A 24,833-nucleotide genomic window follows, 5' to 3' on the forward strand; every position below is an offset into this window, starting at 1 on the left:
GCGTGCGAAAAACGGTATAAGTGGGCTTTTTTGATGTTTTTTGAAACCTGGCCGCGCTTACACAGTCTTACCCCTGTCTCGCTTTATCGCACAATCCTATGTAATAACGATAAAAAACAGTGTCTTTACAATTCTTTAAGGACAAAAAAATGCAGATCAGTACACTGGTGCTATCCAATCTATAAGGTACATGGTAATGAAGAAGTGGATGCTATTAGGCGTCGTGGTGTTGGCGGGCGTCGCGTTCTGGCAGTGGGGCGATACACAGCCCTCGAACGAGGAGGCCTCTGCGCCACCACCGGGGGCACGATCCGTGGATGTGATGACGGCACAGGTGGAAACCAAACCGATTGCGCCGTCGTTATCCTTGGTGGGCAATGTCAAAGCCCATCAGCAGATAGATATTGAGTCGGAAGTCTCGGCGCGCATTGAAACTGTGCACGTCAAGCCGGGAGAGACGGTTGAAAAAGGGGCGCCTTTGGTGACCTTTAATCGCGCCAAAGCCCAAGCCGCGGTGCTGGAAGCATCGGCTTACCTCAATGATGAGCAGCGCAAGCTAAAAGAGTATACCAAGCTGGCGCAGCGTGGTGCGTTAACGCAAACCGAGTTGGATGCACAGCAAGCGAGTGTCAATATTGCCAAGGCGCGTTTGCAGTCGGCGCAATCTGATTTAGATGATCACCGTTTAATCGCGCCTTTTTCCGGCCGCATTGGTTTGTTTGATTTAAGTGTCGGCCAGCGTGTGGATGTGGGCGAAACCCTCTTTAGCCTCGATAACCTGTCACGCATGAACCTCGATATTCAGGTGCCAGAGCAATACGTCGGACTGCTTTATCCCAATATGCCAGTGGCGGTCACGTCGCAAGCGTATCCCGATGATGCCTTTACCGGCACGGTGAGTGTGGTGGACTCTCGGGTGGATAAAGAAGCGCTATCAGTCAGTGTCCGTGTGGCGCTGGATAACCCTGAACGCCAACTGCAGCCCGGCATGCTGATGGAGGCGAAACTGACCTTGCCCGAGCAACAAGCGGTGATTGTGCCTGTGCAAGCTTTGCAATATTCCGGTACGCGTCGCTACGTCTTCCGCATTGATGACGAAGGCATTGCCCATCGTACTGAAATTACCCTTGGCGCGCGGATTGATAACCAAGTGGTGGTGAGTAAAGGACTTGAACCCGGTCAGCACATTGTGGTGCAAGGTTTGGTGAATATGCGCGATGGTGCGCAAGTGTCTGTATTAAATGCGGAAGCACCGAAAAATCAAGAAGATGACCAAAGCCGTGTGAATGAGACCGTTTCTGAGACGGAGGCCAGCTAATGTGGTTGTCTGATGTCTCAGTGAAACGGCCAGTGATGGCGATCGTATTGAGCTTGCTGTTATGTGTCTTTGGCGCGGTTTCTTTCTCGACCTTGTCCGTGCGTGAGATGCCTGATATCGATAGCCCGGTAGTGAGTATCTACACCGGCTATTCTGGCGCCTCGGCCAGCATTATGGAAAGCCAAGTCACGCAATTGATTGAAGATGAGCTCTCCGGCATTAGCGGCATTGAAGAGATCACCTCGGTCAGTCGCAATGGCTCATCACGGATCACGGTGGAGTTTAAGCTCGATCATCCGCTGACCGAAGGGGTGAGTGATGTGCGTGATGCCGTGGCACGCGCACAAGGAGGACTGCCCGATGATGCCAATGATCCGATTGTCTACAAAGACAACGGCACTGGTGAAGCGGCGGTCTACATCAACTTGGCCTCGTCAGAAATGGATCGCAACCAACTGACGGAATACGCCCAACGTACGCTGGAAGATAGATTCAGCTTGATCTCTGGGGTGAGCTCGGTCGATTTATACGGCGCGCTGTATAAAGTGATGTATGTGAAGCTGGATCCCACCCAAATGGCGGGGCACGGTGTCACCACCCAAGATATTCTTGATGCATTGCGAGATGAAAACTTAGAGAGTCCGGGCGGGGAAATCCGCAATGACGTGATGACCATGCCAGTGCGTAGCGATCGTCTATATCGTGACGCAGAGGACTTTAAACAACTGGTGGTACGCACCACGGCGAACGGCACTGCGATTTATTTGTCGGATGTGGCGGAGGTAGCAATTGGCTCACGGAACGAAGATGCCACCTATAAAAACAATGGTATCAATAATTTAAGTTTGGCGCTGATCCCACAATCCGATGCCAATCCGCTCGATATTTCTGACCGCGCTCATAAGCTTGTCGATGAGATGCAGGCCTTCCTACCCGAAGGTACGCGTCTTTGGGTGGATTACGATACTACGGTATTTATTGAGCGCTCGATTGAGGAAGTGTATAGCACCCTATTTATTACTGGGGCGCTGGTGGTATTAGTGCTATATATCTTTATCGGCCAAGCGCGCGCTACCTTGATCCCAGCAGTAACTGTGCCGGTGTCCTTGATATCTGCATTTATCGTTGCCTCGGCGATGGGCTTTTCTATCAACCTGCTGACCTTAATGGCGCTCATTCTCGCGATAGGTCTGGTGGTGGATGATGCCATTGTGGTGGTCGAAAATATCTTCCACCACTTACAACAAGGCGATAAACCCTTGGTGGCCGCTTACCGTGGCGCACGGGAGGTGGGCTTTGCGGTGATCGCCACCACGGCGGTGTTGGTGATGGTGTTCCTTCCTATTACCTACATGGATGGCATGATTGGTAAGTTGTTCACCGAGTTTGCCGTGATGCTCGCCGTCACCGTGCTCTGTTCGTCTCTCATAGCGTTAACGCTCACGCCGGTGCTTGGCAGTAAATTGCTACGCTTAAATGTAACATCCAGTCCTGTGAACCGCGTGATCACCCGTGGGTTTGATGTGCTTGAAAGTTACTATCGCCGAGTGCTGGCACATGTCCTGCGTTGGCGTTGGATGGCACCTGTGGTTATCTTGCTCTGTATTGGCGGCAGTGGCGTGCTGATGCAGCACTTACCGTCGCAATTAGTGCCACAAGAAGATCGTGGGGTGTTGCTGGCGTTTGTCCGTGGTGCGGAAGGCACGGCGTACAACCGTATGGTGGGCAACATTGAGCAAATTGAGCAGCGCTTAATGCCCTTGGTCGAGGCGGGCACCTTGAGCTCAGTTAGTTTACAAACGCCAGCGTTTGGTGGTCGGGCCGGCGATCAAACGGGCTTTGTGATCATGCTATTGCCGGATTGGGATGAGCGTGATCGCTCTGCACAAGATATCTTAGCGGAAGTCCGTCAGGTGCTAAATGGCGTGCCAGACGTGCAAGTGTTCCCGTTTGCGCCTGGCTTTGGTGGGGGGAGTTCAGAGCCCGTGCAGTTTGTGTTAAGCGGCCCAGACTATCCTGAGCTTCATCGTTGGGCGGAAAAATTGGGCGAAATGGGCCGCGAGGCGAGCTTGATTGATAGCCCGGATTACGACTACAACCAAAACACCCCTGAGCTGGTAGTGAAAGTAGACCGTCGTCGCGCCGCTGAACTTGGCATTTCGGTGCGGGATGTGTCCGATACGTTAGAGGTGATGCTTGGTGGTCGTGCCCAGACCAGCTATGTGGATCGCGGCGAGGAATACGATGTGTATGTGCGCGGCGATGAGCAGGCCTTTAGCAGCAAAGGCGATCTCACTCGTATTTATATGCGCAGCCGCAGCGGCAAGTTGGTTTCTCTCGATGCGGTAACTACGGTGGAAGAAACCGCGTCCGCGCAGCGGTTAAGCCATACCAACAAGCAAAAATCGATCACCTTATCGGCGCATTTAGGCGAGGGGGTGACGCTCGGACAAGCACTCGATTATCTGGATAAGGTTGCGGCTGAGAACCTGCCGGCTGATATCTCGGTGGGCTATTCAGGGGAGTCGAAAGATTTTCGTGACAACCAAACCAGTGTGCTGGTGGTGTTTGGTTTAGCGCTCTTGGTGTCTTACTTGGTGTTAGCGGCACAATTTGAAAGCTTTATTAACCCTTTGGTGGTGATGTTGACGGTGCCCATGGGGATGCTGGGCGGCTTTTTAGGCCTGTGGTTGACTAACCAAGGGATCAATATCTACAGCCAAATTGGTTTGATCATGCTGATTGGGATGGTGACCAAAAACGGTATCTTAATCGTGGAGTTTGCCAACCAATTGCGTGACCGTGGTATTGCATTTGATAAAGCGATTATCGATGCGTCAGTCCGTCGCTTGCGACCGATTTTGATGACGGCGTTTACCACCTTGGCAGGGATGATCCCATTGATCCTCTCCACTGGCGCGGGAGCGGAAAGTCGTATCGCGGTTGGGACGGTGATCTTCACCGGCATGGCCTTTGCGACCTTTGTCACCTTGCTGGTGATCCCGGCGATGTATCGTTTGCTCTCCGTTCATACTCACTCGCCGGAGTATGTGGCGCAGCAGTTGGATAAAGCGCTCGCGGTGGAAACCGTGCATCGGGCCAGTCATGGTGAGTTTGATACCCATCCGCATGATGAACCGCATAAATAACCGCTGTTGTATTCTCGACACAAAAACCGCCTCTTCACAGTGAGGCGGTTTTTTTATTTCTTGTCGCTGCCAGTAGATGCGCGCAGTTACGCGTTTACCGCTTGTTTTTGCTGCAGTGCCGCTTGCACGTCCGCTTGGTTGGCGAGGTAGTCATCTAAGCCACGCTGACGCAAGTGACAGGCTGGACACTCACCACAGCCAGTACCTTTAATACCGTTATAACAGGTTAGGGTGTGGTCGCGTACAAAATCGAGGGTGTGATACTGGTCGGCCAGTGCCCAGGTCTCAGCTTTATTCAGCCACATCAGTGGTGTGACTAGCGCGAGTTTTCTGTCCATGCCGCGCTCAAGGGCTTGCTGCATTGATTGAATAAAATCGTTACGACAATCTGGGTAGCCAGAAAAGTCGGTTTCGCAGACACCGGTGATTACCGCCTCAGCGCCAATTTGATAGGCGTAGATACCCGCTAAAGTCAAAAACAAGATATTACGTCCCGGCACAAAGGAATTGGGCAGGCCGTTTTCGTTCAGTGCATTGGAAACAGGAATGTTGTCGCGTGTGAGCGAGCTAATCGCCAATTCATTGAGCAAGCCAACATCCAATACCTTATGCGCACTGACTTTGCGGTTTGCAGCAATCTCACGGGCAACATCAATTTCTTGCTTGTGGCGCTGGTTATAGTCGAAAGTGAGGCAATGCACTTCGTCATACTCTGCCTGCGCTTGAATCAAACAGGTGGTTGAATCCTGTCCTCCGCTAAATACCACAACGGCTTTTTTCATTGGTTTGTCCTTTGGCGGTGCTACTTACCCAGTGTTACACAGAGCAGGGATGGTACCCCTGTGTGGTATCGACAGCAAGCCAGATGCGATGATGCAATCCGTTAGTCAGCACGCAATTTGTCCCCTTTTTGTTTGCTAAGCTACGCCTTGATGGTTGATTTATAAAGGACATTCACAAGTCATGGACGGACTTGAACCGCAAGCTATCCCCAGCCTGTGCCGCACGCCTATCTCGGGTATTTTTGTCAGAGTATGTCACCCTGAGCACATCGACGCTGTCTTGATGCGAGAAAGTAAAGACAGACCGAACGGTCGGTATAATCGTCAGGGTGAAAGCGCGCTGTATTTAACCGAGAGTGCAGAGAGTGCGCGCGTAGCCATGCAAAAGTACGCCAGCCAGATCACAACGCCACGCGTGCTTGTGCGGTATCAGGTTGAGCCCTGTGAGCTGGTAGATTTGCGTCATCCTGAACTCCAGCAATACAAAACCTTATCCAGCGTTGATTGGCAAGCGGCCTTGGCAAAAGGCGAATCTCCATCCAGTTGGTGGGTGGCCGATAAACTGAGAAGTGGTAATGAAATTGGCTTGATTGACCCGTCGCGAAAAGATCCCAGCACTTGGCATATCACCTTGTTTCGCTGGAACGCCCCAGGCGCGCCGTCTGTGACCAGAGTGGGCGAGCCTGAAGAGATTAGTCTATCAAGTTAGATTAAGATAAGTTACTATATGCGTGTAAGTTAATGTTGATTATTCATTGCAATGAAAGATACGTAGTTATCTCATCACCTATAACCATTTAGATAAAGAATACTCCTATAAGCATCCTTTGTTTTTGTGACTCAGCTCTCTTCTTTTTGGTTTAAATAAAATTTAACCTTAAACTATTTAACATAGTGGTTATTAAGATGATAAAAAGAATACCTATCCTCATCATGTCGCTGATGATTTCTGCATGCCAGTCAACTAATGTCAATATTAATGAAGAGCTTGACGGTGTCTTTAGAGATATAGCGACATACAACGTGGACTTGGGATCTTCAGCACTCGTTTTAGCTTCTGGTGATTATTTAGATTCATATGAAAAAAAAGATGGAGTAGAAAAGTATCGTGTATTTGTCTTTAAAGATAAACGCTCTTACATAAATGAAGTGATGAGTGGGTATTGTGAGTCCCATGATGGTGTGATACATAAATATGATAGTCATCGTATTGGGAGAGACAATATTAATAAACATGTCTGTGAGCTGAAAGAAAACAGAGATATTGCGGTTTTCTCTTATTATTTTGATTATGAAGAATTAGTGAAAAAAGACTGGCCAAGCTGGGTTCTCACTTTTTTTAAACCCGTAGGAAATAGTCAGCTTTCACAGAGTGTCTTCCCCAACTTTTCTAGCAGAAAAGAGGCAGACAAAGAGTACGAGTTGTGGGAAAAAGAAAGAGAGCTGAAACGGAAAGAGCGTTTAGAAGAGAGAAAAAGAAGAAAGGAAGAAAAGCTTACAAAATTGAAAGAGAGAAGCTTAGATACTCGAGAGAAGGTACTGACTAAGGGAACAAAAATATGCTTTGTTTCCATAGAGGATAAAGTAGTAGGCTATACTGAGGATGCTACTGAGGAAAAAATAAAAGTGATGATAAACTCAGAGTATATTTGGGATTGGCCGGATAATTGGTATGCATGTGACCGTTATTGAGAATGTCTTTGTCCCGTCCTAATCTAGCTTGACAGTTTTTGGAAAAGAGCCTCCAAAAAAAGGGGGCTCTTTTTATTAGTATGTCCCGTCCTGAAATACGTTGACATAAAGAGGACTTCTTTATGACAACATCAAGTAACTCAAGCCGTAAGCGTACGCAACGTGATTACACCTTAGCCTTTAAATTAGGCGTTGTTGAGCGTGTTGAAAAAGGTGAAATGACCTACAAACAAGCGCAAGCCCGTTTTGGTATTCAGGGCCGCTCAACGGTGCTCGTCTGGCTCAGAAAACATGGTAGACTCGATTGGTCGAAACCATTTCAGCATCCCCTTATGCCACATTCAAAAGAAACCCCAGCCGAAACTATCAAGCGCCTTGAGCGTGAGTTAGCCGAAGAGAAACTGCGTAACCAAATCCTCAACGGTATGGTCGATATCATGGACAATGAGTACGGAGCCGGCCTCAGAAAAAAGTACTTATCCGGTACATCTGGCAAGCCAAAGCCAAAAGCAAAATCAAGTTAGCGTCGGCATGTCGTGCCGCAGGCGTTTCTCGACAAGGTGTCTACCAAGCCGTTGCTCGAATGGAAAGCCGAAGAGCTGAACTATCAATCATCAAAGACTGGGTCCAATACTGGCGTAAATATATGCCGAGGTTAGGGGCGCGTAAGCTCTACGCGTTGGTAAAGCCCAAGCTAGTTGAACATGGCATTAAACTAGGGCGAGACGGGTTTTTTAGCTATCTGAAAAGTGAAGGTTTACTGGTTAGACCCAAGAAAAGCTACACAAAAACAACGTGTAGTAAGCACTGGATGAAGAAACATCCTAACCTGCTAAAAGAAGACGGACTACATGATGCTGCGCATGTACTGGTTAGCGACATAACTTATGTTGAATCAGACCAAGGTGTGCATTACCTGTCACTGGTGACCGATGCCAGTTCACGCAAGATAGTGGGTTATCACGTGAGCGAAGATATGAAAGTAGACAATGTAGTGAAAGCGCTGAAAATGGCCGTCAAAGATAAGCGCTATATCGGCAATGCGGTACATCACTCAGACCGAGGTTCGCAATACTGCTCAGCCGTTTATCAGAATGCGTTACAGGAGAGTCAAATCCAGTCGTCGATGACGGATGGTTATGATTGCTACCAAAACGCGTTAGCGGAAAGAATCAATGGCATACTGAAGCAGGAGTTTTTACTGTACCGGTGTAAGACACTGGCAGAGCTGAAAGTACTGGTAAAAGAATCGATAGCGATATACAACGAAATGAGACCGCACCTGAGTTTAAGTATGACAACCCCCAATCAGGTGCATAATAGAAAAGGCCAGCTACTGGAGCTGGCCTAAAAACTGTCAACCTATTTTAGGACGAGACAGTAGGTATACCGCAGAAAGGCGTTGTTGATCAAATCATTCACCTAAAGCACTGATCCCAATGGAATTGCTCCCATCAATCAACTCGATAACTAACAGGCATACCAAGTCTTATGACTTTGTTTATTGCTTTCACGTTGGCCAATGCTTCGCCAACTTGGGCATCATAGTTACGTAGGGTCAGCTCAGGGCTGATTAACGTTTTGTATCGGGACATGCCTGTTTCTGACAGAGAGCGTTGGTGATAACCCTCTTCTTGTTTCCAGTCTTCTAAGTTACCCGATTTCAAGGCGCTGACGGCTGCATTGCGAGGGTGGCCGTCCTCCCAGTAACCCGCATTGCTGCGCGGTGGAATGGTCGGTTTGATGCCTTTTTTCTTGAGCACCTGATGACAGGCTTTCGTATCGTAAGCGCCGTCAGCACTGACTTGGGCGATTTTTCGGCGTAACGGGTTGAGTAGTGTCGGTAGGGCTTCATTGTCGCCGACAGACGCTAAGCTCACGACGGCAGAAATCACTTCATGTGTACTGTCGTCAATCGCGAGATGCAGCTTGCGCCAAACACGGCGTTTTCCTTGCCATGTTTGCGCATTTTCCACTCTCCCTCGCCGAACACTTTTAAACCGGTGGCATCAATGACGACGTGAGCAACGGGCCCACGACTGGGTAATCGGTAGTTAACCTCAACCGTCTTCGCCCGTTTACTGATACAACTGTATGACGGCGATTTTAGCGGTACGTCCATCAGACCAAATATCGAGTCGAGAAAGCCTTGCAGGGCGCGAAGAGGGAGCTTGAAAATGCCTTTTTTATCATTAGGGCCGTTTCAATGGCACCATCAGTAAACGTAAAGCCTCTGCCTCGTTTGCCATGATGCTCTTTGCAGTGCCAAGTCTGGATAGCGGCGTCATCAACCCAAAAGGTAATCGAACCACGGTTAATCAATGCTTGATTGTATTGCTTCCAATTGCTGATTTTGTACTTGGCTTTGCTCATCATCTGAGACCGGTTTTGAGGCGTTGATGATCTGATCGCGGCTCGGATGATAAGTTCAATGATTTAGGAAACAACGCCCCGCAGAAACCAGAGTTTAAAAGTTATTCTTTCGCCACAAAAGCTTTTAACCCTTCGAGCGTTTCAGCTGGGATAGGGCAGCTTTTACCGGTTTTAAAATCGCAATAGACAATCAAAGCCTCGCCCTCGGCCACACAGCGCTCTTGATTGTGGCTGTAGATTTCATACTTCATCGCATAGCGCTTTTCTTGAATATCCTCGACCCAAGCGACGGTGGTGATGGTATCTGGATACACCAAAGGGGCGCGATAATCGCAGCGGGTTGAGGCGACCACGGGGCCAACATGCAGTCGTTTGGCTAGCTCGAACACTTCCAATTTTTCAAGCATCACCACGCGTACATCTTCAAAATAGCGAAAGTACACGGTGTTATTGATGTGTTGCAGGGCATCCATGTCATTCCAGACAATCGCCTGCGTATGAGAGAGCGGGTAGTTTTCTACTGGGATATTAGCCACAAGACAATCCTCCTTAATTGTGTGCCTTGATTGCACACCAAGCCCAATGACAAGACAAGTCGAGCAGGTATAAATACGGAGCTTTGTCTAACAATGACGTAACAAAATACATGACTCGACAAAGCGGTTCTCAACGCGGGTGGCGCTAATCGCTTAATGTGGCAGCAATCAGACTCTGGTATGATACGCCCCCTTTTTGGCCGCGCTTGGCCTGGTTTACTTTTGCTGTGGATACGACTTTGACTGATACCGCTTTTTCCTCGCTTGCGTTACCCGCTGATTTACTCGATAACTTAGCAACCTTGGGTTATACGCACATGACGCCCATTCAGGCGCAGAGCTTACCGTCTGTGCTCAGTGGGAAAGATATTATTGCCCAAGCAAAAACCGGCTCGGGGAAAACGGCGGCGTTTAGCCTGGGCGTGTTAGCCAAACTGAACGTAAAACGCTTTCGCGTGCAATCTTTGGTGCTGTGTCCAACCCGTGAGCTGGCCGAGCAAGTGGCGGTTGAGATGCGTAAGTTGGCGCGTGGTCGTCATAATGTCAAAGTACTGACGCTGTGCGGTGGAGTATCGATTGGCCCACAAATTGGATCACTGGAGCATGGTGCACACATTATTGTCGGCACTCCGGGGCGTGTGGATGACCATTTACGTAAGGGCACCTTGCGTCTCGATGACGTTGAGACGTTGGTGTTGGATGAAGCCGACCAGATGCTGGATATGGGCTTCCAAGATACCTTGGATGCTATCATTGCGCGTGTTCCTGCTCATCGCCAAACCTTGTTATTCAGCGCTACCTTCCCGCGCTCGATCAATGCGATTGCCCAGCGAGTGCTTAGCCACCCTGTCTCCGTTAAAGTGGATGAGGTGCAAACGCAAAGTACAATCACGCAACACGTTTATAAAGTCGATGACAACAAGCAGCGTTATCAAGCGTTAAAGTTACTTTTATTGCACTTTCAGCCGCAAAGCTGCGTGGTGTTTTGTACAACCAAAGCTCAAACCCAACAAGTTTGCGATAACCTAGAAGACGATGGTTTTAGCGCTGTTGCCTTGCATGGTGATATTGAACAGCGTGGCCGTGAGCGCACTTTGGTAAAATTTGCCAACAAAAGTGCGTCCGTGCTGGTGGCCACTGATGTGGCCGCGCGAGGCTTAGACATTGATGACATGGATATGGTGATCAACTATCAACTCGCCCACGATCCGCAAACTCATGTACACCGCGTCGGCCGTACCGGTCGCGCTGGCAAAAAAGGGGTGGCGTGTTCGCTATATAACGATGCCGAGCACTATAAGCTGGCGATGATTGGCGATCAGTATGACCGCGATTTTCTCCCTGAAGCCCTGCCGTCGCAAGATTTGCTCGACACCGTACCCTATCAGCCTGAGATGGTAACCTTGATGGTTGACTCAGGTAAAAAACAAAAAGTACGCGCGGGTGATATTTTGGGCGCGCTGACGGGCCAAGCGGGCATTGACGGTAAGCAGGTGGGTAAAATCAATGTGCTCGACAATGTGGCGTTTATTGCTGTGTCCCAATCCTGCGTTAAAGCCGCGTTGCGTAAGCTCAATGATGGAAAAGTGAAAGGACGCACTATTCGTGCCCGCCGGATTTAGTTTGTAAGAACGCATCAAAGACATAACCAAGGAATAAGCATGACGAACAAGGATGTTGTTCTCGTCTTAAAAAACCTAGCTCAAATGGGTGAGGCGTCGGTCTATCGTTCAATGTATCAAGGTCGGGCTTGTATCACCAAAACTCATGCAACGTCAGTTGAGCGGGACTTTTACCTATCCGTTGCGCCTTATATCAACGAAGTCGGTGTGAACACACCTGCCTTGTTCGAGGTGAGTGAGAAGATTCTCTGTATGGAATGCATTCCCCATGCGGTTTCGATAGAAGAACTTGCGCAAGATACAAATACGTTTGAGCAATTAGCTCGCTTACATGGTATCGAGCTACCTATCCAGCCACACTTCAAACACCACCAATGGTCTTTACCGCAAACTCAATCCGCGCTTGAACAGCTCAGCCTAACACCCGAGCTTGAAAGTATGCTGTATCAGTTACAACAGCGCAGCGATGTATTGTTCACGCCCCGTTGTGTACTCTCTGGTGATACTAATCCGGGCAATTGGGGAAGACGTGAAGACGGTACATTAGTGCTGTTTGATTGGGAGCGCTTTGGGCAAGGTTCACCAGCGATTGATTTAGCTCCTTTGGTCACGGGAATGGGAGATAAATCAGCCTATCAAGCGATTATCGCTCGTTACAAAGCAGCAAATCCGAGTGTGGATAGTCATTCACTGTTTGTTGAGCTTGTCTTGGCAAAAGCATGGATAGTTATAGAGGTCGTGAACCTATTGACCCAGCGTGGCACACCCAATCGAGACCGCTATTTGAATTGGTATAAATCAGTCTTACCGCAGTGGTTGCCTCACGCTTTCAGATGGGCATCACTTGCGGAGTCCCTAAGTTAATCTACTCTATTTCAATCGCTTAATGATAAGCGCTGCATCATACCCCGTTGGTATTGTGCGTGTTGGCATGGAGTCATAGATGAAAAAATATTTTGAGAACTTAGCCAAAGCCTTGCTGGGTCAACCGTTTGGTAGCCTTAGCTCGGGAGAAAAGAAAGTTATTGAAAGTATTGCTAACAACACGTCTGTCTCTGAGAACGTCAACAAGTCCTTCCACGAAAGCCTGACCACTGGGCAAATGGTGGCGGACAAAATTGCCTCATTTGGTGGCTCTTGGTCATTTATCGGACTTTTCTTCGCATTCATCATTGGTTGGATTGCCGTGAATACGGTTTGGTTAGTGGGAGACGCGTCATTCGATCCCTATCCCTTTATTTTGCTGAACCTTGGGTTATCCAGTCTGGCGGCTTTCCAAGCGCCGATCATCATGATGTCGCAAAACCGCCAAGCGGCAAAAGATAGGATGGAGCAAAAAGCCACCTACGAAATCAATCTAAAACTCGAGCTTGAACTAATGCGCCTGCACGACAAATTTGATGCCCTGCAGGCGCGGGTAGATAAAGATACGAACTAGTGTATTGATACTCTTTTGTGCGTTTGATCAATCTGTTGCGTGCTCGGTCGCTTGCGTTGTACTGCTTTTCTTACCTCGTTTCTTATCCCAGACGGCGATAAAGACAGGCAGTAACAAAGCGAGTAGTGCTAACAGCATGATGGTAAGTGTTAGTGGCCTTTCCCATAGGAAAGCATAGCTACCATCGGTCAGTGTCAGTGTACGGCTAAGATTTTTCTCCAATATATCGCCTAGGATAAACCCTAAAAGCATGGGAGCCATTGGAAAGTCTAGCAGTTTCAAAAAAGTGGCGATGATAGTGATGACGACCATCATTTGGATATCGAAGGCGTTAAAACTGACTAGGTAAACGCCCGTAATGGAGAAAAACAATATCAATGGGATTAAAATGGGGCGCGGGATCACCAACAGACGGGAGATGTAAGGGATCAGCGGTAGGTTGAGAATTAACAAAACCAGATTACCGAAGTACATCGAGATAATCACGGACCAGAACACATCAGGATTGTCGATAAAAAGACGTGGCCCTGGCTGAATGCCATAAGCGATTAGTGCCCCGAGCATAATGGCGGTTGTGCCGGATCCAGGAATACCAAGCGTCAGTAAAGGAACAAATGATCCTGTCGATGCGGCATTGTTAGCAGACTCTGGGGCGGCAAGCCCACGCAATGCTCCGCGTCCAAATTTTTCTTTAATTGCTTTAGGCGCAAAGTTCCGTTCCATACCATAACTTAAAAAGGCGGCAATCGTTGCGCCTGCGCCGGGTAATACGCCAACAAGAAAGCCAAAAAAGGATGAACGCCCGACGGTCGGGGCGACGTGTTTTATTTCTTCTTTGCTTAGCTTCATGCTGCCGAGGGAAGTCATATCGATCTGCGCGTCTTTTTCTTTGTGCTCGCCTCGCAGTACCGTCATCACAACTTCCGTTAATGCAAAGGTTGCCATTGCCAGTAATAAGAAGCTGATACCATCGATTAAATCGACATTTCCAAAGGTAAATCGTGGGCTGCCTGACATCACATCAATGCCAACCGTCGCGATCATCAGGCCAAAGACAGTCATCATCATGGCTTTAAGCACACGCCCTTTACCGGAAAATGCAGCCACAGCAGTGAGCCCCAGGACCATAAGTGCAAAGTAGTCACTGGATTGAAAACTCAAAGAAACTTTTGCTAGCGCAGGCGCGGCAAAAAGTAAGATGATGGCGCCGATCGTGCCACCGGTAAAAGAGGAATAGGCGGCAAGCGCCAAAGCTTTTCCAGCTTGTTTTTGTTGCGCCAATGGATAACCGTCAAACGCAGTTACAACGGTACTGGCACATCCCGGAGCATTGATAAGAATGGAAGACGTGGAACCACCAAACACGGCCCCGTAGTAAACGCCAGCCATCAGAATTATACCGGATGATGGGTCGAGCCCATAAGTGATCGGGATCATTAGAGCAATCGCTGAAATGGGGCCGAGTCCGGGTAACATCCCTATAAAGGTGCCGGCAAAGCAGCCAACAATGACCATGAGTAGGTTGAAGGGCATGATAGCAGTACCAAGCCCAGACAAAATTCCATCAAACATCGCTTACCCTCCTTGTGCTAGGCGAAAAAGTTGACCGGGTGCTAGATAGATATCGAGCGTTTGGGTCAATAAAAACCAGAAGCTGATGGCAAAAGGGACGGAGGCCAAGAGAATGACTTTGGGGCGCCGCTCGCCAAGCAACCAATAACCGCCAGCAAGAAACAGCGCGGTAGATACCAAAAAGCCGACCCATTTCAGCGCTAGAGAAAACGCGACCATCAATAATAAAAGTTTGCCCATGAGCCAAAAATCGTAGCCGGCTAATGAAAGCCTTGAGTGTCGACTTTTTGTGGCGGTGAGCAACTGCAGTAGCGCGAGCACACCCCCTAATACGGCAAGAAAGTTGGGGAGGGTACGGGCATGAAAGGGCTGAAACTCATCGCCAGGAATAAGTGCGATTTGATTAGCGTAATAACCGTAAGCAAGCGAAAAGCTCAGAAATATCAGGCCGCCGATATGGTCTTTGGTTATCGTCATTGGAGTTCCCTCTCTAGATGAACCAATAAAATGGAGAAGCAGCGCGCCAAGAAGCATGGCGACGCTGCGGTAAGGCGATTACATGAAACCAAGTTCAGTCATCAAGGCGCCGATTTCTTTTTCTTGTTGTTCAAGAAAGTGCATGAATTCGTCGCCAGGCTTATAGATTTCGGTCCAGCCGTAGCGATCGCGCACGGATTTCCATTCAGGTGTGTCATACATCTCACCCAGTACTTGTGCATACTCTTCCGCACGTGCTTGACTGATTTCTGGGGAGCCAAAAAAGCCACGCCAATTTACAAACGTCGCGTCGTAGCCAAGCTCTTTGAGGGTGGGAACATCGGATGCAACGGGAGAGCGCTCTTCTCCTGTCATCGCCAGGATGCGAACTTCGCCTGCTTCTGCAAGGGTCAACGCTTCACTCAAACCGGTTGATAGCACCTGTGTTTCGCCTGATAGCAACCCTGCCATGGCTTTTCCTCCGGCATCGTAAGCGAGGTATTTTACTTGTCGTGGGTCGCCGCCACCTGCTTTAAATGCGAGCGCTGCTACTAAGTGATCCATACTGCCGCGCGCTGATCCACCGGCAACAGAAACGGAACGAGGATCTTTATTGTATTGTTCCACAAGATCGGTAAAGCTTTGGTATTTCGAGTTTTTTGGTACAACGAACGCTGCATAATCACCAATAGTGGCTGCTACTGGGGTTAAATCACGAAACGATTGGGGAAAAACTTTGGCAAGAGAGCGGATCACAATCGGTGTGGAGTTAACCATTAACGTGTCGGTAGATTGCTCAGCGGTTTGGATCAGGTACGCAATGGCCTTACCTCCGCCACCGCCGGACATGTTTTCGTACGAAACCTGCTCGACAAGCTCAGATTTAGAAAGAACTTCCCCGACCCCGCGTGCTGTGCTGTCCCAACCACCACCAGCGCCGCCTGGTACCAGAAAATGAATGTTGTCGACGCTCGCTTGGACGTTAATGCTTAGCGCGGCTGCTATCACACCTGCGACAATGGCTGTTGATTTACCTTTTCGATATTGCTTGAACATTGTGCTTCCTCATGTATTGATTGCTTCCTCATGAGGACTCTAATGCTGTTTTTGAGTGTTTTATATATTGTAAAAATAATGTGAATAAAAAATATTTTGGTGGTTTTGTTCATAATGTTCACTGCAATAAAAGCATAACGCAGATAAACTAACTGAACGTGAGAATGCTTGGGTGAAAGGAGCTCGCCACCACAATGCGTCAGTTTCTCTCATTGCGTCGCTTAAAGCTAAAGCAACGCATGATATTGATTTTAGGTGTTATTGCCATTCTGCAAACAGGGACGCTCGGCTATTTTGCTATCAATTACCTCGATAGAGTGCTCAATGAGCAAATTGGTCAGCAAGCGATGCGGGTCGCGATGACGATCGCGGCGATGCCTGATGTGGTTGAGGCCGTATCAGAAGAGAACTCAACATTTCTGCAACCTTTGAGTGTTTCTCTCGCGCGTTCTGCACAAGCACGGTTTGTCGTGTTTGGCAATGAAGCGGGGATTCGGCTCGCTCATCCTTTACCTGACCGTCTAGGGAAATCGATGGCCGATGATGACGGAGATACCAATGCCCCTGCGCTGATTCATGGTCAAGCGTACATTGCACAAGCCGAGGGCAGTGTGGGTTGGTCTGTACGTGGAAAAGCGCCTATTTTCAGTCCTGACGGAACATCGATTGTCGGCATTGTCTCTGTAGGATACTTACTAGATACTGTTGATGCGATCGTCATACATCATACCAGTACGATGTTCTTTGCCATCCTCGCGGCCTTTATATTTAGTGTCATTACCGCGATCTTATTCGCTAATCATTTTCGTCGAGCGATTTTCAATCTTGAGCCTGAGCAAATCGCGCGTCTGTTTCAGGAGCGTAATGTAACACTAGAAACTGTTCGCGAGGGAATTGTTGCGATTAACCAATCTGGGTATATCACGACATTCAACCGTGCAGCCATAAAGACACTGGCGTTACCAGAAGACCAACCCTACATTGGTCGTCATATTACAGATGTATTACCCGACACCGGAATGGAGACTGTACTGGCGGAGGGAGAGCCTGATTTTGATCAAGAGATTTGGCTTCATCATCACAATCTTATTGTTAACCGGATTCCACTGCGGCAAAACGGCATCATCACGGGGGTCGTGTCTAGCTTTCGGTTGAAAGACGAAGTGGATTTGGTGAGTCGCAAGCTGACGCGAATCAAACAGTATGCTGAATCCTTGCGCAGCCAAGCACATGAGTACAACAACAAATTACATACTCTTGCTGGACTGATTCACATGGGAGCGACAAATGAGGCGCTGCGAATGATCGGTCAGGAAACCTCTGGCCACCAGTCTTTTATCCAGCGAGTGATGCAGGTTACTTCAGATAGCATTTTGGCAGGATGTCTATTAGGTAAATACAATCGAGCGAAAGAATTAGGTTTACGGTTAACCGTTGATAAAGAGAGTCATATGCAAGACTTGCCAGTGGCTTTGCCGCGTGAGCAGCTGGTCAGTATTTTAGGTAACCTCGTTGATAACGCTCTAGAAGCAACGCTGGATCATTATGGACCCGGTGGCCAAGTGACATTGAGCTTTTCTGACTACGGTAAAGAGCTTATTTTCGAAGTGAATGATCAGGGGGCAGGCCTATCTCATCAACAAGCGGAGACGATATTCACGCGTGGTTACACAACAAAAGAGACCGATGGTCATGGTATTGGCTTGGATTTAGTTCAGCGTCAAGTTGTACACCTAGGTGGTATAGTGACGGTTGAGCCGAATATGCGTGATAAGCAAGGTACATTATCAGGAAGCCGCTTTACGGTTTATATACCTAAAGCTAAGTGGCAAGGGCTCGATCAACACCTATATCAGGACAACACATGACAGCATTAATCAGTATTGTCATAGCAGAAGACGATCCGAAAATTGCAGAGATTCAACGTCGCTTTATCGATAAAATCGAAGGGTTCGATGTAGTGGGGATTGCTCATGATTTGGATGATGCAAGAGACTTGCTTGATGTATTTCATCCTCAATTACTGCTTCTCGACAATCAGTTCCCCAAGGGCACAGGGCTAGAGTTACTGAGGGAGCTGCGTGCCAAGAGTGCCCATACAGATGTGATATTGGTGACGGCAGCTAAGGAAGTAGAGACCCTTCGCACCGCCATGCACAACGGTATATTTGATTATATTTTAAAGCCTGTTGTTTTCGAGCGATTAAAAACGTCGTTAAACCAATACTCTACGCATGTTCAAAAGCTTGCTAATATGGATTCACTCATTCAAAGCCAAGTTGATGGGCTACTGGCGTCCGGTGTAAAGGGGAAGAGCGAACCTCATTCTCCGCGACTACCAAAAGGCATAGACGCGATTACATTAAATAAAATTCGTGAGGTATTAAGTGCTCCCACGATATCGCTCAATGCTGAGCAGGTTGGGCAGCAAATTGGCGCAAGCCGAACAACGGCGCGTCGCTACTTGGAATATATGGTCGGAAGGGATGAGCTTTGCGCTGAAGTGGCTTATGGTAGCGTTGGTCGCCCGGAACGACGCTACCACAAACCATAATGCTGTTATGCCTATTACCCCAACAAGGTCTGCAAATCATGGGTTGCTTGGTCGAGATCCCCAATGTGCTCGCGTACCCAATCAGGGTTGTAATAGGTGTCTAGGTAGCGCTCGCCGCTGTCACACAGCAAGGTGACAATAGATCCTTTCTCGCCGTTGGCGCGCATTTCATTGGCCAGCATCAAAACGCCGTATAGGTTGGTACCGGTGGACGCGCCGGCTTTGCGGCCAAGCTGGCTTTCTAGCCAATGAATGGTGGCGATACTGTGGGTATCCGGCACTGTGGTCATTCTATCAATCACGCCGGGAATAAAGCTGGGCTCGACACGTGGTCGTCCAATCCCTTCAATGCGGCTGCTTTTATCGGTGGTCAGTGCACTGTCGCCGGTGAGGTAATAATCGTGAAACACCGAGTGCTCAGCATCTGCCACCATCAGCTGAGTCGGTTGGCAACGATAACGAATGTAGCGGCCAATGGTTGCTGAGGTGCCACCGGTGCCCGGACTCATCACAATCCAGCGAGGGGTAGGGAAGCGCTCGTACTGCATTTGATCAAAAATGCGGTTGGCAATGTTGTTATTGCTCCGCCAGTCGGTCGCTCGCTCGGCATAGGTAAATTGGTCCATGTAATGGCCATTGAGCTCTTTAGCAAGGCGGCGAGACTCGGCATAGATCTGATCTGACCGCTCGACAAAGTGCGCTTCGCCGCCATAGAAACGGATTTGCTCAATCTTCTTACACGCGGTGTTTTTGGGCACCACGGCAATAAAGCGCAAGCCAAGCAGACGGGCAAAATACGCTTCGGAAATAGCAGTACTGCCTGATGAGCTTTCAATAATGGTGGTGTGTTCATCAATCCAGCCATTACATAAGCCGTACAAAAACAAAGAACGCGCCAAGCGGTGCTTCAAGCTACCGGTTGGATGGGTGCTTTCGTCTTTGAGATAGATATCAATGTCCGTAAAGCTAGGGAGATCGAGTTTAATTAAATGGGTATCTGCAGAGCGTTTAAAGTCGGCTTCAATCAGGCGAATCGCATTACCGACCCAAGTATGGCAAGGATGTGAGGTTGTCATCATGCATCTCCGAATACGTAATTAGCACCAGTTTACGTAAAGAGTGGGATAAAAACCTTGCTATTTTTGCTCTATAATGACGCCAAAAGAGAAAAATAAACTCCTATATAACACTTAATGGAAATAGATTTTCATGACTGTCACTTTAGATGAGATAGATCGCACTTTACTCGCGGCGCTGCAGGAAGATGCCAACTGGTCTGTGTCCGCGCTGGCAGAACGGGTGAATCTAACCACAACCCCCTGTTGGAAGCGGCTGAAACGGCTGGAATCACAAGGCGTGATCCGCGGGCGGGTGGCATTGCTTGACCCCGAAACCGTTGGCCTCGCATTTACCGCCTTCGTCCATATCAAAACCAATGACCATAGTGAGCAGTGGTACAAGACCTTTACTGAGGTGGTAACCGAGTTCCCTGAGGTGATGGAATTCTACCGCATGGCAGGCGAGTATGATTACATGATGAAGGTGCAGGTAGCTGATATGACTCGATTTGATCATTTTTATAAAAAGCTGGTCAATTCTGTGCCAAGTCTGAATAATGTGACATCAACATTCGCCATGGAAGCGCTTAAGTACACCACCGCCTTACCGATCCGATAGGTCGTTCTGATGATAAAAAGGCGGGGATAAAAAGGAGACCTCATGAAGGTGTTTTGGCAGTTAGGCTGGTTTTTTAAACGTGAATGGCGTCGTTATGTCGGCGCCATGATTATTTTGGTATTTGTCTCTGTCTTCGAGCTCATTCCACCGATGGCTGTGGGCCATGTGGTTGATGGCGTGGTCGCGGGAGAGATTTCGACTGAGCTACTGATGTGGCTACTCGCGGGTATGCTGGCCATTTGGGTGGTGGTGTATGTGCTACGCATTGTGTGGCGAGTCTGGCTATTTGGTGCCGCGGCCGAGCTGGGTACTGTGCTGCGCAACCGGCTTTATGATCATTTTACTCGCCAATCCCCGCATTTTTTCCGTCGCTACCCGAGTGGCGATATCATGGCGCGCTCTACCAATGATGTGAAAGCGGTGGTAATGACCGCCGGTGAAGGGGTTCTGACCGCGGGGGATTCTATTATCACAGGCGTTGCGGTGCTCATTGTGATGGTGAGCCAAATCAGTTGGCAGCTCACACTCTTAGCGCTGCTACCGATGCCGGTGATGGCGGTGCTGGTTAATCGCTTTGGCCGTCGTTTGCACCATACCTTCACCGAATCACAAGCGGCATTTTCTGAGTTGTCAGAGGTGAGTCAGTCCTCACTGTCAGCAGTGCGTATGGTGCGTGCATTTGGCTTAGAGCAGCACCAAATGAATCAGTTTGATCAAGTCGCCGATCGTACTGGGGAGAAAAACCTCGCGGTGGCGCGGGTTGATGCGCTGTTTTCGCCGGTGATCCAAGGCACCATTGGCGCCTCGTTTTTCCTAACCGTGTCTGGCGGTGGCTACTTGGTCGCTAACGGTGAGATTTCGCTTGGGGATCTTACCGCATTCACCTTGTATCAAGGCTTGATGATTTGGCCGATGCTCGCAGTGGCGTGGCTGTTTAATATTATTGAGCGTGGGCGTGCCGCTTGGACGCGGATTGATGCGTTGCTGCAAGAGCAGCCAGACATTGTTGGCGGTGACACGCCGCTGCCTGACACCATGCAGCCGTTGACGCTGGCCATTGAGCAGTTTAAGTGGCAACCGGACGACAGTTTTGCCCTTAAAGATATCCATGTGACGCTTCCGCCTGGAGCCATGTTGGGGATTGCCGGCCCAGTCGGCAGTGGCAAATCAACCTTATTGCAATTGCTACTTCATCTGACCCAGCTTGAAAAGGGCGATATTCGCTATGGTGATGTGTCGATAGCGGAAGCTGATTTGTCGTCATGGCGACAACGTTTCGCGGTAGTGACGCAAACGCCGTTTTTGTTTTCTCGCTCGATTGCGGAAAACATCGCCCTTGGTCGTCCGGATGCAACCCAAGCGGAAATCGAGCTGGCGGCGACACTTGCCTGCATTGATGAAGACATCCGTCAGCTGCCGCACGGGTATGAAACTGCGGTGGGTGAAAAAGGGATCACCCTATCTGGCGGTCAAAAGCAGCGTATTTCGATTGCCCGCGCCTTGCTGGTGGAAGCGGAGTGTTTGATTTTGGATGATGCCTTGTCGGCGGTTGATGGTGACACCGAGCACCGCATTTTGCAGAACCTGCAACAGCATCAGCATACCCGTACCACGATAGTGATTGCCCACCGCTTATCGGCGCTCGAAAATGCCGATGAAATTGTGGTGCTCAGTCATGGGCAAATCCGCGAACGTGGCCAGCATCGCCAATTGATTCAACAGCCAGGATGGTATCAAGAAATGCACCAATATCAGCAGCTGGAAGCGGCATTGGAAGCCGATGAGGAGCCGCGCCATGACTAAGCGAGAGATCTTATTTCGATTGCTCGGCTACATGCGTCGCGACAGGCGTCAATTTGTGATTGCCACGATTTTCTTGCTAGTCGCGGCGGTGGCAGAGGTGACGGGCCCTTACTTGGTGCAAATCTTTCTCGATAACTATGTCGCCAAAGACCATTATCCGGCGGTGATCATGTGGGCGCTGGCGGTGGGTTATATCGTATCGACCATTGTCTCCGCGGGCTTTCAGTATCAGTACGAGCTGCGTTTTAACACCATGGCGGTGGCCATCATTCAACGTATTCGTAAAGCGGTGTTCGCCAACGTGATTAAACAGCCTCTGTCAGCCTTTGACTATGTGCCAATGGGGCGGATTGTATCGCGTTTGACCAATGACACCGAGTCGTTGAAAGAGCTGTATGTGTCGGTGCTTTCAACCTTTTTACGCAACATCGCGCTGATTGGGGTGATGTTGGTGGCGATGCTGATGCTCAGTGTGCAACTGACAATGGTGGTGTTGGTGCTACTGCCGTGTGTGGTGTTGGTGATGGCGCGCTATCAAAAACGCTCAGCGCCTGCGTATCGTCGAGCGCGAGATCGACTAGCAGACATCAACGGGGTGATGAATGAATCTGTGCTTGGCATGAATTTGATCCAGCTAATGCAGCAAGAGCGGGCGTTCTCCTCGCGATTCAGTGATATGACCGCGGATCACTTGGATGCCATGGTCACCATTCAACGCCTCAACGGGATCTATCTCCGCCCTTTGATTGATTTATTGGCGGGAGCCGCGTTGCTGTCTTTGGTGGCTATCTTCGGTTTTAGCGGCACGGCAGTGATTGGGGTTGGGGTGCTGTATGCCTTTTTAAGCTATTTGGGGCGGATCACCGAGCCACTGATTGAAATGATGCAGCAACTGTCACTGCTTCAGCAGGCTATCTCGGCCGGTGAGCGGCTTTTCGAAATGATGGATACGCCGCCTGAGCAATATGGCCATGACACCACGCCGATCCCTGATGGCGCCATTGCACTGCAGAATGTATCGTTTTCCTATGATGGTGAAACACCGGTATTGTCAGACGTGAATGTAGACGTCCCTGCCGGCGGTTTTCTGGCGTTGGTGGGACATACGGGCAGTGGTAAATCAACCTTGGCGTCGTTACTGATGGGGTTTTATCGCGCAGGCGAGGGGACGCTGACACTGGGGGGGTTACCGATCGAAAGCTTGAGTCATCAAAGCTTGCGTGAAGGCGTTGCCATGGTGCAACAAGATCCGCACATGTTGACAGGGAGCTTGCGAGAAAACATCGCGCTGGGACAGACACTGGACGATGAAAAAATTTGGCATGCCCTCGAGCAAGTGGCGTTGGCAGATTACGTGAAAGGATTGCCAGCGGGGCTGGATACCTTACTTGGCGAGGGCGGAATGACCTTTTCTGCCGGTCAGCGCCAGTTGTTGGCTCTGGCGCGGGTGTTAGTGCGTCAGCCTAAAATTCTGATCCTCGATGAAGCCACCGCCAATATCGACTCCGGCACCGAAGAGCTTGTGCAACAGGCGCTGAATCGGTTACGCCAACAGATGACAGTGGTGGTGATTGCGCACCGCTTATCGACCATTGCCGAGGCCGATAACATCCTCGTTTTGCATCGTGGCCGCGTGATTGAGCAAGGGCGTCATCAAAGCCTGCTGCGTCAGCAAGGCCGCTACTGGCAGATGTACCAACTTCAGCAAGCCAGCGCGCATTTAGCCGCATTAGAGGAAGAGGCGCAGGTGTAGCGGTTCAGTCATGGGTGAAACAGATAAAAAGGGGCGCAATGCCCCTTTTTTGTGTCGCTCAGATTCGCACACGCTTGAGACGCTGATGGTTAGGAGAGCTTACGCATCAAGCCTTCTTGGGTGGCTGAGGCGATAAGATCGCCTTGCTGATTGAAAAGTTCGCCGCGTACAAAGCCACGCGCGCCACTGGCGGAGGGGCTTTCAATCGCAAACAACAGCCACTCATCCATTCTAAACGGACGGTGGAACCACATGGAGTGATCAATGGTGGCTACTTTCATGCCCGGCGTAAGCAGCGTCACTGCGTGAGGCTGCAAGGCCGTGACCAAAAAGCCCCAATCGGCGGCATAGCCAAGTAAATACTGGTGGACATGGAAATCGTCTCCCACTTCACCATTGGCGCGGATCCATAAATATTGCTTAGCCGGCGCGGCATGGGGCTTCAGTGGGTTGATCACCGTGGCAGGTCGCACTTCAATCGGCTTGTCGCCCCCAAAGGCTTTGACCACATTAGGCGGTAGTTTGTGGGCGATATCATTGACAAGTGACTGCTCAGAGCGCAAGGTCTCGGGCGCTGGCACGTCTGCTGGCATTGTGTTTTGATGCTCAAAGCTTTCTTCCTCCTCTTGATAAGAGGCGGTGAGATAAAAAATCGGTTTTCCGTACTGCACGGCTTTTATTCGCCGTGTGCTGAAACTTTTTCCGTCTCTGAGTATCTCAACATCATAGATGATCGGCTGCTCAGGGTCGCCTGGGCGCAGAAAATAACTATGGAATGAATGCAAAAAGCGATCAGGGTCAACTGAGGTTTTAGAGGCCGACAAGGCCTGTCCAATCACTTGCCCACCATACACTTGGGGCAGTCCAAGGTTCTCACTTTGACCGCGGAAAAGGCCAGTGTCTAGTCGCTCAAGCTCTAGCAGCTGTAAGAGTTCTTTTAGTGGTTGGCTCATAAGTCCTTGATTCATGCTATGCTTCCATTGTTATTGTTCAAGCTATCATAACCTTAGCGTTTTTGTCGCATTTGAACG

Annotated in this window: 20 protein-coding genes and 1 pseudogene; 13 read left to right on the forward strand and 8 right to left on the reverse strand. The window is 49.4% G+C overall.

Going from position 1 to position 24,833, the window contains the following annotated elements:
- Window positions 1–196: 196 nt before the first annotated feature.
- Both N8M53_RS04165 and N8M53_RS04170 read left to right on the forward strand, forming a co-directional pair.
- A complete protein-coding gene (locus N8M53_RS04165) occupies window positions 197–1,318 on the forward strand; it encodes an efflux RND transporter periplasmic adaptor subunit (RefSeq protein ID WP_269579587.1) in 1,122 nt (373 codons plus the stop codon).
- Window positions 1,318–4,467: a multidrug efflux RND transporter permease subunit gene (locus tag N8M53_RS04170; protein ID WP_269579588.1), complete on the forward strand. Its 3,150-nt coding sequence runs from the start codon at window positions 1,318–1,320 to the stop codon at window positions 4,465–4,467. The genes N8M53_RS04165 and N8M53_RS04170 overlap by 1 nt, the downstream gene beginning before the upstream one ends.
- Window positions 4,468–4,553: 86 nt before the next feature.
- On the opposite strand, the gene queC is transcribed toward N8M53_RS04170, so the two are convergent.
- Entirely contained in the window at window positions 4,554–5,249 is a 696-nt protein-coding gene (gene queC / locus N8M53_RS04175; RefSeq protein ID WP_269579589.1) for a 7-cyano-7-deazaguanine synthase QueC, read from the reverse strand.
- Window positions 5,250–5,430: 181 nt separating this feature from the next.
- Between queC and N8M53_RS04180 the strand changes: the two genes are divergently transcribed.
- The 3 genes from N8M53_RS04180 to N8M53_RS04190 all read left to right on the forward strand — a co-directional run bounded on the left by N8M53_RS04180 (window position 5,431) and on the right by N8M53_RS04190 (window position 8,292).
- On the forward strand, window positions 5,431–5,958 hold the full coding sequence (locus N8M53_RS04180; protein ID WP_269579590.1) for an RES family NAD+ phosphorylase: 528 nt from the start codon (window positions 5,431–5,433) through the stop codon (window positions 5,956–5,958).
- Window positions 5,959–6,155: 197 nt separating this feature from the next.
- The gene (locus N8M53_RS04185) at window positions 6,156–6,941 is read left to right on the forward strand and encodes a hypothetical protein (protein WP_269579591.1); all 786 of its coding nucleotides are present in this window, start codon (window positions 6,156–6,158) and stop codon (window positions 6,939–6,941) included.
- Between the two features lie 122 nt (window positions 6,942–7,063).
- Window positions 7,064–8,292 (forward strand): IS3 family transposase gene (locus tag N8M53_RS04190; RefSeq protein ID WP_269578702.1). Its coding sequence is split into 2 segments (ribosomal slippage): window positions 7,064–7,415 and window positions 7,415–8,292, totalling 1,230 coding nucleotides; the frame shifts between segments, so codons are not numbered across the junction.
- A 103-nt stretch (window positions 8,293–8,395) separates the two neighbouring features.
- Here N8M53_RS04190 and N8M53_RS04195 read toward each other — a convergent pair.
- Window positions 8,396–9,314, reverse strand: a pseudogene (locus N8M53_RS04195) (IS5 family transposase).
- Between the two features lie 101 nt (window positions 9,315–9,415).
- The gene (locus N8M53_RS04200) at window positions 9,416–9,850 is read right to left on the reverse strand and encodes an acyl-CoA thioesterase (RefSeq protein WP_269579592.1); all 435 of its coding nucleotides are present in this window, start codon (window positions 9,848–9,850) and stop codon (window positions 9,416–9,418) included.
- Between the two features lie 239 nt (window positions 9,851–10,089).
- Here N8M53_RS04200 and dbpA point away from each other — a divergent pair, with 239 nt between their 5' ends.
- The 3 genes from dbpA to N8M53_RS04215 all read left to right on the forward strand — a co-directional run bounded on the left by dbpA (window position 10,090) and on the right by N8M53_RS04215 (window position 12,910).
- Window positions 10,090–11,472 (forward strand): ATP-dependent RNA helicase DbpA, encoded by a 1,383-nt coding sequence (gene dbpA, locus N8M53_RS04205; protein ID WP_269579593.1) that lies wholly within the window; start codon window positions 10,090–10,092, stop codon window positions 11,470–11,472.
- A gap of 39 nt (window positions 11,473–11,511) precedes the next feature.
- Entirely contained in the window at window positions 11,512–12,336 is an 825-nt protein-coding gene (locus tag N8M53_RS04210) for a phosphotransferase family protein (protein WP_269579594.1), read from the forward strand.
- Window positions 12,337–12,415: 79 nt separating this feature from the next.
- Window positions 12,416–12,910, forward strand: coding sequence for a DUF1003 domain-containing protein (locus tag N8M53_RS04215; protein WP_269579595.1), 495 nt, complete (start codon window positions 12,416–12,418; stop codon window positions 12,908–12,910).
- Between the two features lie 27 nt (window positions 12,911–12,937).
- Here N8M53_RS04215 and N8M53_RS04220 read toward each other — a convergent pair whose 3' ends face one another.
- From N8M53_RS04220 to N8M53_RS04230, 3 genes are all read right to left on the reverse strand, one after another.
- On the reverse strand, window positions 12,938–14,482 hold the full coding sequence (locus N8M53_RS04220) for a tripartite tricarboxylate transporter permease (protein WP_269579596.1): 1,545 nt from the start codon (window positions 14,480–14,482) through the stop codon (window positions 12,938–12,940).
- Window positions 14,483–14,485: 3 nt separating this feature from the next.
- Entirely contained in the window at window positions 14,486–14,959 is a 474-nt protein-coding gene (locus N8M53_RS04225) for a tripartite tricarboxylate transporter TctB family protein (RefSeq protein WP_269579597.1), read from the reverse strand.
- Between the two features lie 78 nt (window positions 14,960–15,037).
- Complete coding sequence (locus tag N8M53_RS04230; protein WP_269579598.1) at window positions 15,038–16,015, reverse strand: tripartite tricarboxylate transporter substrate binding protein; 978 nt, start codon at window positions 16,013–16,015, stop codon at window positions 15,038–15,040.
- A 194-nt stretch (window positions 16,016–16,209) separates the two neighbouring features.
- Here N8M53_RS04230 and N8M53_RS04235 point away from each other — a divergent pair, with 194 nt between their 5' ends.
- Together N8M53_RS04235 and N8M53_RS04240 are read left to right on the forward strand one after the other, a co-directional pair.
- On the forward strand, window positions 16,210–17,883 hold the full coding sequence (locus tag N8M53_RS04235) for an ATP-binding protein (protein ID WP_269579599.1): 1,674 nt from the start codon (window positions 16,210–16,212) through the stop codon (window positions 17,881–17,883).
- A complete protein-coding gene (locus N8M53_RS04240) occupies window positions 17,880–18,569 on the forward strand; it encodes a response regulator (protein ID WP_269579600.1) in 690 nt (229 codons plus the stop codon). Before N8M53_RS04235 ends, N8M53_RS04240 begins: the two co-directional genes overlap by 4 nt.
- Window positions 18,570–18,583: 14 nt before the next feature.
- On the opposite strand, the gene N8M53_RS04245 is transcribed toward N8M53_RS04240, so the two are convergent.
- Window positions 18,584–19,648, reverse strand: a complete 1,065-nt coding sequence (locus tag N8M53_RS04245) for a PLP-dependent cysteine synthase family protein (RefSeq protein ID WP_269579601.1) — start codon at window positions 19,646–19,648, stop codon at window positions 18,584–18,586.
- Window positions 19,649–19,778: 130 nt separating this feature from the next.
- Here N8M53_RS04245 and N8M53_RS04250 point away from each other — a divergent pair, with 130 nt between their 5' ends.
- Genes N8M53_RS04250 through N8M53_RS04260 form a run of 3 tightly spaced genes read left to right on the forward strand, consistent with a single transcriptional unit; the run spans window position 19,779 to window position 23,802 of the window.
- Entirely contained in the window at window positions 19,779–20,246 is a 468-nt protein-coding gene (locus tag N8M53_RS04250; RefSeq protein WP_077457637.1) for an Lrp/AsnC family transcriptional regulator, read from the forward strand.
- Window positions 20,247–20,288: 42 nt separating this feature from the next.
- The gene (locus N8M53_RS04255) at window positions 20,289–22,049 is read left to right on the forward strand and encodes an ABC transporter transmembrane domain-containing protein (RefSeq protein ID WP_269579602.1); all 1,761 of its coding nucleotides are present in this window, start codon (window positions 20,289–20,291) and stop codon (window positions 22,047–22,049) included.
- Window positions 22,042–23,802 (forward strand): ABC transporter transmembrane domain-containing protein, encoded by a 1,761-nt coding sequence (locus tag N8M53_RS04260; RefSeq protein ID WP_077605890.1) that lies wholly within the window; start codon window positions 22,042–22,044, stop codon window positions 23,800–23,802. The genes N8M53_RS04255 and N8M53_RS04260 overlap by 8 nt, the downstream gene beginning before the upstream one ends.
- An 89-nt stretch (window positions 23,803–23,891) precedes the next feature.
- Here the strand turns inward: N8M53_RS04260 and tesB are convergent, their stop codons facing one another.
- Complete coding sequence (gene tesB / locus N8M53_RS04265; RefSeq protein WP_269579976.1) at window positions 23,892–24,755, reverse strand: acyl-CoA thioesterase II; 864 nt, start codon at window positions 24,753–24,755, stop codon at window positions 23,892–23,894.
- Between the last annotated feature and the right edge of the window lie 78 nt (window positions 24,756–24,833).

The sequence above is a fragment of the Salinivibrio kushneri genome (assembly GCF_027286325.1).
In the GTDB taxonomy this organism is placed as follows: domain Bacteria; phylum Pseudomonadota; class Gammaproteobacteria; order Enterobacterales; family Vibrionaceae; genus Salinivibrio; species Salinivibrio kushneri_A.